This is a genomic window from Candidatus Binataceae bacterium, assembly GCA_035308025.1.
In the GTDB taxonomy this organism is placed as follows: domain Bacteria; phylum Desulfobacterota; class Binatia; order Binatales; family Binataceae; genus JAJPHI01.
In genome coordinates this window covers 129,764-141,422 of the sequence record DATGHL010000026.1, presented here as the reverse complement: position 1 = coordinate 141,422, position 11,659 = coordinate 129,764, and the positions used below count along the sequence as shown (strand labels likewise).

Here is an 11,659-nt window from a genome sequence, read left to right as displayed (position 1 = left end):
GATTTGGAGATGGCGGATTTCGCAAGCGAGCTGATTGGGAAGGTTTTCGCGGCGAGCGCACCGGTGCGAGTGACCGCCGAGATGATCGCGGACTTCTGCGCGGCGGTCGGCGAGACCAATCCGCTCCATCTCGACGCGGAGTTTGCCCGGCGCGGACCGTATGGTGTGATCGTCGCGCCGCTGTCGGTCTCGGGCAGTTTTCGCGCCGCTGAAGACATCTTCGATCATCTACCGCCCAGTGAGCGGCGGCTGCTGGCCTCGATGGAGCTGGAATTCCTCGCGCCGATCCGGGCCGAGGATACGATCACGATCTCATCCGCAGTCACGGAAATCTATGAAAAGACCGGGCGCAGCGGCGTGATGGTCTTTACGGTGATCCGCTCGACCTTGACCAATCAGGACGGCGCGATCGTCACGCGCCTCGACCATCGCTTCACCAGCCGCAAGTAGAACTCGCAGCGCAGCACGTTGAGGATGAGCGGATGACCTGTCGAGCGGCTGTTAAGCATCCCGAAGAGGTTTTTTCAGCAAATAATTCTTGGCTCCGCTATAATTTATGCTGTAGCGATAAATTGCATGCGGATCACGTTCGATTCAGCCAAGAACGCCCGGAACATTGCCGAGCGTGGGCTGTCATTCGAGCGGGTGACTGAGCTCGATTGGGACACGGCAATTGTGGCAGAGGATACGCGTCGCGATTACGGCGAGACCCGCTTGCGCGTAATGGCCCGTCTTGCTGGGCGATTACATGCGGCAGTTGTGACGCCCCGCGGCGAGGATTTGCATGTGATCAGCTTCCGGCGGGCAAACACGCGAGAGGTAAGGCGATATGGCAAAAAAGATCCCGGATAATCGGGCCTCGCGCCCCGACGAAGACAATCCGGAATGGACTCAAGAAGATTTCGCGAGGGCGCGGCCAGCGGCAAAAATTCTCCCGGAATTTATTGGCGCAAAGGCGACGCAGGAGTTGATGCGTCGAGGTCGCGGCAGACCGCTAAAGCCGGACAAGAAGGTCAATCAGACGCTCCGAATGGACGCAGACGTGCTGGCAGCCTACCGCCGCGCGGGTAAAGGCTGGCAGACACGTATTAATGAAGTGCTGCGGCAACACATGCCACAGCGCTCAAGGTAGTCGTGGAGGCGCCTCTTTTATAATGCCGCGCCGCGTATGGCGAGCTTTGTGCGGCTCAGGGCGTTGCGGTGACGGCGCCGGATTTGATCATCGAGTCGATTTCGGGGTCGGCGTAGCCGAGCTCGTGCAGGACCTCGCGCGTATGTTCTCCGAGCGCCGGGGCCATCCGAGGTGTTTGCTTCTCAACGCCGGAAATGAAGACTGGGCTGTTGACGGTTTCCAGCTTTCCGCCTTGCATCTTGACGATCGCGCCCGAGGCGCGCATCTGCGGATCGGCGACCGCTTCGTCGCGCGTCGGCAGCGCGGACCACTTGATATCGAATTGCTTGAAAACTGCTCGCCATTCGGCAAGGTCGCGAGCCTCGAATTGCGCTTGCAGGATGGCGTAGAGCGACGCGGCATTCTCGCCGCGCGCCGAGTTGGTGGAAAAGAGTTCGCTGGTGGCGAGTTCCGGCTGACCGAAGACGTCGCCACACAGCCGCGGGAATTCATTGTCCGGATCGATGAGAACCAGCAGAAACATCTTTTGGTCGCGGCTCAAGTAAACTGCTGCGAGCGGATTCGGCGGATGCTTGTCGGCGCCGCGCTCAGGGAAAACCGCGTCGCACAGCTTCGCCTGGATGTCGCAGCCGTTGGCCCAGGCCCCGCTCGCCATCAGCGAGGTCGTGACGCGCATTCCCTTGCCGGTGCGTTCGCGGCGGTAGAGCCCGAGCATCACCGCGGCGAACAATGACATCGCGGTGGGATGATCGCCCATCCCGGGACGAGGGGAGCCAGGGGTGCCGTCGAGACCGGTCACGGTGCGCATCAGGCCGGAGCGCGCCCAGTAGGCGAGGGCGTCGAAGCTCGGATCGTCGCAATCGTCGCCGGCGTCGCCGTAGCCGGTGAGATGCGCATAGATGAGCCGGGGATTGACGGTGCTGAGGTCATCGTAATTCAGTGAGAATTTGCGCAGTAACTGACGCTGGTAATTGGTCACGAAGACGTCCGAGGTTTTGACCAGGCGAAGGATCGCGTCGCGACCGGCGGGATTGGCGAAATCGATCGCGACGCTGCGCTTGTTGCGGCTGGTCAAGGTCCAGCACCAGTCGAGCTCGGCGGTGGCGTTGCCGGGCAGACGCGAGAACAGCCTGAAGAGATCGCCGCCGCCGGGGCGCTCAATTTTGACGACGTCGGCGCCGAAGTCCGACATCACGGTTGCGGCCGCCGGGCCGGCGACGTAGGTGCCGCAGTCGATTACGCGAATCCCGGAAAGTACGTTGCCATTATCCATTCAGCTTAGCTCCCGTCGCCGACATCAGCATAGTCTCAAACAGGGTTGCAGGTTTCGCAAGCGGCGGGTGCGTCATCAGTCGGCTTGAGCGATCACGTCGTCGGCGAGCGCCGGGGCAGGCTGATGGCCGCTGACCTCGGCGCCGGCGTGATATTCGAGCGGGACGAAGAACAGGGTCGAGGCCAGCGACAGGATCCCGATTACTACGAACGCCGCAGCGAAATCGTTGGCCGACAGGGTCGAAGCGCCGCGGAACGCCAGGCTCACATGCAGGGTCAGCGCGGCGACAGTGACGCCGAGACTCAAGAAAAGCTGCTGGGCCATACTCGAGAGCGTGCTCGCCCCGCTCATCAGCGGCAGCGTGATATCGGCGTAGGCGACGGTGTTGAGCGCGGTGAACTGCAACGAGCGGAAGAAGCCGCCCGCGAGCAGAGTTGCGATCATGAGAGTGGTCGGAAAGCCTGGCCGGAAGGCGGCGTAGCTGACGAGGAGCAATCCGCTGATGACGCCGTTGCCGATCAACACCGATCGGAAACCGAAGCGGCGAACAATCGGGCTGACGGTGAACTTCATCGTCAGCGCGCCGACGGCGCTGGTGAAGGTGATCAGGCCCGAGGCAAAGGGCGTGAGCCCGAAGACGATTTGCAGCAGCATCGCGAGCAGGAATGGCAGCGCGCCGATGCCCATCCGGGCGAGACCGCCGCCCAGCACTGAGGCGGCGAAGGTGTGGATGCGCATCAGTTTCAGATCGACTATCGGATTAGTGATTCGGCGCGAATGTAGAAAATAGAGCGCCGCGCATAGACCGCCGATCGTCATCACCGCCGTCACCAGGCCGGCCGGCAGCATCCCGCGCCCGATCGTCTCGAAGCCGAAGACCAGCCCGGCGAGCCCCAATCCGGTCAGGACGAAGCCGCGAAAATCGAGCGGGACGGCTTCGTCCTCTCTGATGTCCGGGATATAGAGCGTCACGAGAATGACGCCCATGATCGCGATCGGCACATTCATGAAAAAAATCCAGCGCCAGGAACTGTAAGTCACGATGAAGCCGCCGACCGGCGGTCCGAAGACCGGCCCGAGCACTGCCGGGATGGTGAGCCATGACATCGCGTCGACGAGCCCGGATTTCGGCACGATGCGCAGGACGACGAGGCGGCCGACGGGCACCATCATGGCGCCGCCAAAGCCCTGCAGCACGCGGGCGAGAACGAGCTCCATCAAGGTTGAGGAGAGGCCGCAAAAGATCGAACCCAGAGTGAACACTGCAATCGCCGCGCGAAACACCGTGCGCGCGCCGAAGCGATCCGCCACCCATCCGCTGATTGGAATGAAGACCGCAAGGCTGAGCAGATACGAGGTGATGGCAAGGTTTAGGCGAATGGGGTTCTGGCCCATCGAGCGCGCGATAACCGGCAGCGCCGTCGCGATCACGGTCGAATCGAGCGTCTGCATAAAGAGCGCGCAGCCGACGATGGTAGGAACGACGATGTTGGCGGCTGATGGCGAGAGTCGGGTGACGTTCATCAAGTGACGCACGAGATCGGGCTGGCGCAGCCGCCGGGATTAGCCGGTAGGACAATTCGCCGCTCGCCGTGCGCGAAGTTTGCATATTACGCATCCGGCGGCGCTAGGAACAGTCGCAGCGCTGGCGGCTCGCGCCGCCGAATGCTTTGATTAGAAGGCGTCGGGACCCGGGAGGATTTGCTGATGGAATTCAAAGAGATCATTTACGAAAAGTCGGATCGCGTGGCGGTCGTGAGTTACAACCGGCCGGAGCGCTTGAATGCCTGGACGATGCGCATGGGTGCCGAGGCGCGGACCGCGATGCTCGATGCGGACGCGGACCCGGCGATCGGCGCGATCATCCTGACCGGTGCGGGCCGGGCGTTTTGTGCGGGCGCCGATATGGAAAACCTCAACAGTCTGGCGCAGGGCAACACCGATCAACTTGCGGGAGTGGGGCGGCCGCTCGCCGGCACCGAGGATCTGGATCCCAATTTCCGCGGACGCTTCTCGTGGATGATGGCGTTGAAGAAGCCGGTCATCGGCGCGATCAATGGCGCTGCGGTGGGGATGGGCTTTGCGAATTCGCTCTACTGCGACCTGCGGGTCGCTTCCGATAAAGCGCGGATGGGACTGATTTTCACGCAGCGCGGCCTCGCGATTGAGTTCGGCGCGTCGTGGATGCTGCCACGCATCGTTGGGATCGCGAACGCGATGGACCTGGCGGTCACCGGACGCCTAATCGACGCTGCCGAAGGGCGTCAGATGGGGCTAATCAATAAGGTGGTCGCTGACGCGGAATTGATGCCGGCGGCGCGCGCGCTGGCCAGTCAGATCGCGACTCAATGCACACCGCTGGGCGTCTCGAAGGTCAAACGGCTGATCTATGGCCATCTCTTTACCGATTTGGCGACCGCGACGACGGATGACGATCAAGCCGCGGTGGAGATGCTGCATTCGGAAGATTTCAAGGAGGGCATCAAGGCCTACATGGAGAAGCGCACGCCGCGCTTCACCGGAAAGTAAGCGCCCGACCTGGGTGATTACTTGTCGAGTGGATGCTTGAACTTGCGGTCGGGATGGCGAATCGTCAGCACCGGGCAGTGCGCTTTGTTAACCACGCGCTCGGCGACGCTGCCCATCAGAACGTGCACCAGGCCGGTGCGTCCGTGCGTGCCCATCACGATCAAGTCGGCGCCTTCGCTCTGCGCGCCGCTGATGATTTCGAGGAAGGGCGCGCCGACGCGCATGAGGCTGCGCGCCTTGACCCCGGTCTCGCGCAAGCGCGCGGTCACCTGATCGAGTTCCTTCAACGCCATCAGACGCTGCTCTTCCGCGATCCGGTTGACGGTGCCCATGTCGAGCCCCGGGCTGAGGTCGCCGATCATCACCGGCGATAGCGGTTGATCGACGTGCATCACGATGATCTCGGCGCTGAACCTCAGCGCCAGTTCGATCGCATAGGTGAGCGCCAATTTCGAGTCGTCGGAAAAATCGGTGGGTGCGAGGATCTTGGTGAAGGTCGGCACGTAGCGAAGATACGCCGTATGCGCCTTGCGCTGCAAGCGAGCACGTGGAGGAGCTGTTCTTGATGCGTATGGAGGGCTGGCCGCGAGGTCTGCGCCATGCTACCAGCATCCGATTGGCGCATGACGCGCACGTGTCTTGACAACGCCCGAAAATGAAAAAGCGTGCGCGTGATCAGCGCCCAATCGAAGTCGCGGTCGTGGGCGGCGGCTGCGGCGGGATTGCCGCGGCGTTTGAGCTGAGCCGCCCGCAGCATCGCGGCAAGTATCACGTGACTGTGTATCAACTGGGGTGGCGGCTCGGGGGCAAGGGCGCTTCGGGCCGCGGCGTCGCCAACCGTATCGAGGAGCACGGGCTGCATCTCTGGATGGGCTTTTACGAGAATGCCTTTCGCCTGCTGCGCGAATGCTACGCGGAGTTGGGGCGCGATCCGCGCACTCATCCGATGGCGGACTGGCGCGACGCCTTCGTCGCCGAGCCGTTCATCGGCGTCGGCGGCGCGCACTCCGGCGAACGCGGTCGCAGTTGGTCGGTGCACTTCCCTCCGGGCGACGGCCTGCCGGGCGATCCTCTTAGCGGCTACAACCCGTTTACGCTCGCGAGCTATATGGTGCGCACGGCGATGCTGATGCAGACGCTGCTGGGCAGCGCGCCGACGGCAGACGACGCCGGTGAGTCTGATAGCGGCGCGACGTCGTCCAGCGAATCGCCGGCTGCTCGCGGCCTCTATGATGACCTTGGCGCAATCCTTCCGCGATTATTGAAGTATGGTGCACTAACCACGGTGACCGGGCTGATCAGCGCCGCGCGCTTTATCGAGCTCATCTTCAAAACGGCGTCGATTACGTTGCCGGACGGCCTGCTCGCACTGATCGAAGCGATGGCCGAGAGTCTGCATCGGCAGTTCAACGCGATCGCCGAATCCGATCCCGACCTTCGGCCGGTGTGGGAAGTGATCGATCTGCTGCTCGCCTTTCAGCGCGGCGTGCTGCGCTTCAATCTGCTCAACGATCCGCGCGGCTTTGACGCCCTCAATGACTACGACACGCGGGAGTGGCTGCGGCTCAACGGCGCCGCGCAACACTCGGTCAACTCCGACATGATGCGCGGGCTGTACGATCTTGCGATGGCCTATGAAGATGGCCATCCGCGGCGGCCGCGGATGGCCGCCGGACTGGGGTTGCGCGCTTGCCTGCGGATGTTCTTCACCTATCGCGGCGCGATGATGTGGAAGATGCAGGCGGGGATGGGTGACGTGGTCTTTGCGCCATTTTACGAAGTGTTGAGAAAGCGCGGTGTCCATTTCAGATTTTTCCATCGCCTGCGTAAGGTGGAGCTTGGTGACGATGCGCGCGGCGCGGCGCACGTGACGACGCTCGACTTCGACGTTCAGGCTGAGATCAAAGACGGCCTTGAGTATCAGCCGCTGATCGATCGGCGCGGGCTGCCCTGCTGGCCGTCGCGGCCCGACTATGATCAATTGCGCGATGGCGAACGGCTGCGCGCCGAGAGTTGCGACTTTGAATCGCACTGGGAGGAGCCGCGCGCCGGGCGCAAAACTCTGCGCGTCGGCGAGGATTTCGACCTGGTCGTGCTGGCGATCGGGCTTGGCGCGATCCCACACGTCTGCAAGGCGATCCTCGCGCGTGATCAACGCTGGCGGGCGATGGTGCAGCGGGTGAAAACGATTCCGACCCAGGCGTTTCAAATATGGCTGCGTGAAGATATGGAAACGCTGGGATGGAAGGAGCTGCCGACGACGATGTCCGGTTACGCCAAGCCCTTCGATACGTGGGCCGACATGCGCCATCTGGCGGTGCAGGAGGACTGGCCTTGCCGGCCGCGCGCGATCGTTTATTCCTGCGGCGCGATGCACGAGTCTGCGCAATCGCGCGGGCGTAGAGATTCGAGTTATGCGTCAGCATCCAGCGCGCAAGTGCGGCGGGAGGCCGTGCGCTGGCTCAACCGTCATGGCGGCGATATTTTGCCGAACGCGGTTCATGCCAGCGGCGGGTTTCGCTGGGAGCTGTTGATCGATGCCGCGGAGACCGCGGCAGGAAGCGGTAAGCATGGGGCGGCGCGCTTTACCAGTCAATTCTGGACCGCGAATGTTAATCCGTCGGACCGCTATGTACTATCGCTGCCGGGCAGTACGGAGTATCGCATTTCGCCACTGGACTATACTTATGACAATCTGACTATTGCCGGGGATTGGACGAGTTGCGGACTCAACGTCGGATGCGTGGAATCAGCTTTTATTTCGGGTCGGCTGGCCGCGCACGCGATCGCGGCCGCGCCGGCGCTGGAGGAGATCATCGGTTATGACCACCCGTAAGAGCCCCGTCGGGCAACGGGATGAAAGAATCCGGCGGCCGCAACCAGCGCGAACCGATCCTCTACGCGCGTGGCCGCGGGTTTTGCGCAACGGCGCCTCCGGGGGTCCCGTCGCCGCGCTCGCCGGAGCCCGGAGCATGGCGGTCGAGGAGCCGAAGATTGACGACAACGTAGCCGACGGCGCTGCAGCCGACGGCGCGCGCCTGGGGTACGCGGTGATCGAGAAACATATCCGTCAGGCGCGCGCGATCGCCGCGCAATACGAGAAAGATCGTACGGGCAAAAAATCGATGCCGCGGAACGAAGACGTAACACAGATGTTGGCGCGCATTTTCCGATCGCTGTCCGACCTGACGCCGGTGGTCGGCGAGTTATTCAATAATCTCGGGGCGCAGAATTTTACGCAGATACTGGGTGCGATGAATCCGACGGGCGCGATTGCGAATAGCAATGGTTTTGTTCCTGCGGCGGCGCGAGTTGTGATCGGAGTAAGCTCGAAGCGCTATGCGGCAGTATCATGCGAGTTGCGGGCGGCGGCCGAGCGCCTGCGGCTGATGACGCGGGGCTTGGAGGGAGGTAATGGTAGAGTCAGAGCCGTGACCGCAGTAACCTTCGCGCCGGCCAAGGGCGGTAAACCGGCGAGGTTGCAGATTCGCATTCCGGATGAGCAGCCCGCCGGGGTTTATTGCGGCCTGCTCGTGGAGCGAGTTTCGGGAGAGCCGCAGGGCGTCGTGAGTGTCCGCATCGGCCGGTAAATTGCCCGCATCGGCGCGTCCGCGATGATGCCACCGGCCGCATTGAAGGTCGTCGAGACGACGCTCGCCGAATATGGCGCGCTGACCGTCGGCGCGCTGCGCGCATATCTGGCCGAGGCGGGCGAACCCCGTCGCTACCTGTACGATCTGGTTGCGGACTACCCTCTGCGCGCGGGCAAGATGATGCGCCCGAGTTTGTGTATCGCGACGGCGCGTGTTTTCGGCGCAGAACCCGCAATGGCGCTACCCACCGCGCTGGCAATCGAACTGCTGCATAACGCGCTGCTGATTCACGACGATATCGAGGACGGCAGTGAACGCCGCCGCGGACGACCGGCGTTGCATGTCATCCACGGAATTCCACTGGCATTGAACGCAGGCGATCGTTTGCTGCTGATGAGTATGCGGCCGTTGATGCGCAATCGGCAGATCCTCGGCGACGAACTGGCCGCGCGGATGATGGAAGAATCCGAGCGGATGGCGCGGGAATCGGCGGAGGGCCAGGCCCTGGAGTTGGGTTGGCGCGAGGAGTCGAATGGGCTGCTGAGGGCGGCCGACTACCTCGAAATGGTCTTGAAGAAGACCTGCTGGCTGGCGACGATTTTTCCGATGCGCGCCGGCGCGCTGATCGGATCGCGCGGGACGCTCGATCTGGAGCCGTTTGTCCGCTTCGGTTTTTTTCTGGGCGCGGCATTCCAGATCCGCGATGATCTCCTGAACCTTTCACCCGGCAGGCACTACGGCAAGGAACTCAACGGCGACCTGCTCGAGGGCAAGCGTACCCTAATGCTGATTCGTCTGCTCGATCAGGCGACGGCGGACGAGCAGGCGGAGGTGACCAGGATTCTGCGCGGACCGCGAATCGCACGCACCTCGCGCCAGGTGTCGCGGATGCGCACACTGATCGATAAGTACTGCTGTATCGATTATGCGCAGGCGCTGGCGGAAGAGCTGGCGGGGGCCGCGCTGCACGAATTCTCGCGCATCTACCGGGGCATTCCCGATTCGCGGGACAAGCGTTTTATCGAAGCGATGGCGCTGTGGGTGATCGAGCGCAGCTAGCAGTAGCCGATCGCGCGATACCACTCGATCGTTTCCAGCAGCGTGCGGGAGAGTGGCCGGGGAACGAGACCGAGATCGACTTGGGCGGCGCTGGGCGCCAGATAACCGTGGATATAGGTGAGCATCGCAATTAGCGCGGGCAGCGGTGGTTCGACGCCGATCGCGCCGAGCGCCACTTCGCTCAAATAGGTTGCGACTACTGCGGCGCCGCTGGGTGCGGTGAAGGGCGGCGGCTTGACGTTGCCGATCTCGCAAATCCAGCGGAAGAGAATCTCGTTCGAGATGTTGTGGCCAACGAGCGCGATCGGGGTGCCGTAAACTTCTGCTTCCAGCGCGTTCACCAGCCCGATCGCAACGTCACGAACGTCGATTACGTTAAGCATCTGATTGGTCGCCGCGGGCATCTCACCGCGCAGCAGCGCGGGCACGAAACAGCGCTCGCGCGGCTTCAAGTCCCACGGCCCGAGGCATCCGGTGGGGTTTACGACGACCACCGGCTGTCCGTCTCGCGCCGCCTCGAGCAGCATGTTTTCGATCGCGCTTTTGACGGCGAAATAGGGGTGCAGTCGTTGCATCAGATCGGTCGCCCAGCGGTCCAAACCGATGCGGCGCTGCGGCAGAGTGCCGAACGAGCTGACGTAGGCAATGGGCGCGCGATGGCGTCGGGCTGCACGCAGTAATCTTTGCGTGCGCGTCGTCGCGTCGCGCACGAGATCCGCGGCGTTCGCATCGCGCGGTAGCGCGACTGGATACGGCGCAGCCGCGTCGACGACGGCGTCGTGGCCGCGCATCCACGAATTAAGATCAGCCGAGAAATCGTCTATATCGCCGCGCACGTAGGATATCGAAAGCCCGTCAAGGTTCGCGCGCGCGCGAGGTCGTCGGGCGACGCCAGTGACCGCATGGCCCCGCGTCAACAACTCGCGGGTTACGGCGCTGCCTATATGGCCGGTCACGCCGAGGACCAGGATTTTCATGGAGTGCCGCCCGCTGAGGTCAGATTTTCGATTGCGGTCTGCACGCCGCGGGTTAATAAATCCATCAGGGGGACATTTGTTCACCCGAATTGAACAATTGTTCGATCCAACTTAACGCCTTTATTGTAGTAAAAGGAGAGGACTGCCGAGCAATTTTTGACTTGATTGAGTCATGGTATGCTCGCAAGAATCAAGATGGTCTCAGTCTGGCGATGATACCATATATTCAGTACGGTCCGATTATGACCGCGGCGGCGCCGATCGTTTGTATCGGGGCGGATCTCTATGTCTTCGCTATCTTGGCTGACCTCAAAGCGCTGAACCGTCTGTGCAAAAGGGTATTCGATCAACCCTCGGGCGGCGCGGTCAAGTGTCGTGCGCTCGATCCGTACATAATTCTGATTTTCGGCGCAATCAAAAAAGTCTCGGGCGTTGTCGGAGGCCCGGGTGTAAAGGAGAAAAATGTTCTTTTGCACGTGCCGGTCCTTGTCGAAACCGCCGACGCCAGCTTTCCGGCGCTCTTTTCGCCCTTTGTTTGGGTCGATAACCCGAACTCGATGACGGGCGGCCGCGAGGTGTTCGGCTACGCCAAGACTTTCGGCAAGATTGAAATCAACTCATCGCCGGAACCGGTGGCGTTTGACCTCGACACCTTCGGCGGCAATCTGAACGACCAGTTTTGGGATATGCATCCGGGGCTGATCCGGATCAAACGCAAGCAGCAGGCTCCGAATCCGTTGGTCTCGATTATGGATCTGGTCGGCGGGCTGGGTGAGGTTGGTTACCTGCTCGAGAGTTGGTCGGGAGAGGGCGTTACGGAGATCTTTCACAAACAATTCCGTGCAATCAGCGATCGCCAAAAGGGCAACCTGGCGCCGGCGTGCTTGCATGAAATCGCCACCGCCGACTACGGGCTCTTTGGTCCGCCGGCTGAAATCGATCCGTTGACTCATCTCTACGAGATTAAACTCAAGCACCTTGATAGCCATCCGATCGTCAAGGAGCTTGGATTGCCGCCGACCAGCAAGTCACCGGGCTACCGCGTCCGCACCAACTTCAAGGTGGAGCACGGGCGGGTATTGTGGCACGGGTGACG

Annotated in this window: 11 protein-coding genes; 7 read left to right on the top strand and 4 right to left on the bottom strand. The window is 62.1% G+C overall.

Features of this window, described 5'->3' with window-relative positions; translation table 11 throughout:
* Positions 1–9 precede the first annotated feature (9 nt).
* Positions 10–450 (top strand): MaoC family dehydratase N-terminal domain-containing protein, encoded by a 441-nt coding sequence (locus tag VKS22_07610; GenBank protein HLW70474.1) that lies wholly within the window; start codon positions 10–12, stop codon positions 448–450.
* 379 nt (positions 451–829) lie between these two features.
* Positions 830–1,132: a BrnA antitoxin family protein gene (locus VKS22_07605; protein ID HLW70473.1), complete on the top strand. Its 303-nt coding sequence runs from the start codon at positions 830–832 to the stop codon at positions 1,130–1,132.
* Between the two features lie 55 nt (positions 1,133–1,187).
* Here VKS22_07605 and VKS22_07600 read toward each other — a convergent pair whose 3' ends face one another.
* On the bottom strand, positions 1,188–2,405 hold the full coding sequence (locus VKS22_07600) for a CaiB/BaiF CoA-transferase family protein (GenBank protein HLW70472.1): 1,218 nt from the start codon (positions 2,403–2,405) through the stop codon (positions 1,188–1,190).
* 75 nt (positions 2,406–2,480) lie between these two features.
* Complete coding sequence (locus VKS22_07595; GenBank protein HLW70471.1) at positions 2,481–3,929, bottom strand: MFS transporter; 1,449 nt, start codon at positions 3,927–3,929, stop codon at positions 2,481–2,483.
* A 183-nt stretch (positions 3,930–4,112) separates the two neighbouring features.
* On the opposite strand from VKS22_07595, the gene VKS22_07590 reads away from it, so the two are divergent.
* Positions 4,113–4,934 (top strand): enoyl-CoA hydratase-related protein, encoded by an 822-nt coding sequence (locus VKS22_07590; GenBank protein ID HLW70470.1) that lies wholly within the window; start codon positions 4,113–4,115, stop codon positions 4,932–4,934.
* Between the two features lie 17 nt (positions 4,935–4,951).
* Here the strand turns inward: VKS22_07590 and VKS22_07585 are convergent, their stop codons facing one another.
* Positions 4,952–5,473 (bottom strand): universal stress protein, encoded by a 522-nt coding sequence (locus VKS22_07585; GenBank protein ID HLW70469.1) that lies wholly within the window; start codon positions 5,471–5,473, stop codon positions 4,952–4,954.
* Positions 5,474–5,589: 116 nt separating this feature from the next.
* On the opposite strand from VKS22_07585, the gene VKS22_07580 reads away from it, so the two are divergent.
* The 3 genes from VKS22_07580 (at position 5,590) to VKS22_07570 (ending at position 9,586) form a co-directional block, all read left to right on the top strand.
* A complete protein-coding gene (locus VKS22_07580; GenBank protein ID HLW70468.1) occupies positions 5,590–7,770 on the top strand; it encodes an NAD(P)-binding protein in 2,181 nt (726 codons plus the stop codon).
* A gap of 136 nt (positions 7,771–7,906) precedes the next feature.
* Positions 7,907–8,524, top strand: a complete 618-nt coding sequence (locus VKS22_07575; GenBank protein HLW70467.1) for a hypothetical protein — start codon at positions 7,907–7,909, stop codon at positions 8,522–8,524.
* Between the two features lie 24 nt (positions 8,525–8,548).
* The gene (locus VKS22_07570) at positions 8,549–9,586 is read left to right on the top strand and encodes a polyprenyl synthetase family protein (protein HLW70466.1); all 1,038 of its coding nucleotides are present in this window, start codon (positions 8,549–8,551) and stop codon (positions 9,584–9,586) included.
* Here the strand turns inward: VKS22_07570 and VKS22_07565 are convergent.
* The gene (locus VKS22_07565) at positions 9,583–10,563 is read right to left on the bottom strand and encodes an NAD-dependent epimerase/dehydratase family protein (protein HLW70465.1); all 981 of its coding nucleotides are present in this window, start codon (positions 10,561–10,563) and stop codon (positions 9,583–9,585) included. The genes VKS22_07570 and VKS22_07565 overlap by 4 nt on opposite strands.
* Positions 10,564–10,775: 212 nt before the next feature.
* Between VKS22_07565 and VKS22_07560 the strand changes: the two genes are divergently transcribed.
* Entirely contained in the window at positions 10,776–11,657 is an 882-nt protein-coding gene (locus tag VKS22_07560; GenBank protein ID HLW70464.1) for an acetoacetate decarboxylase family protein, read from the top strand.
* Positions 11,658–11,659 lie beyond the last annotated feature (2 nt).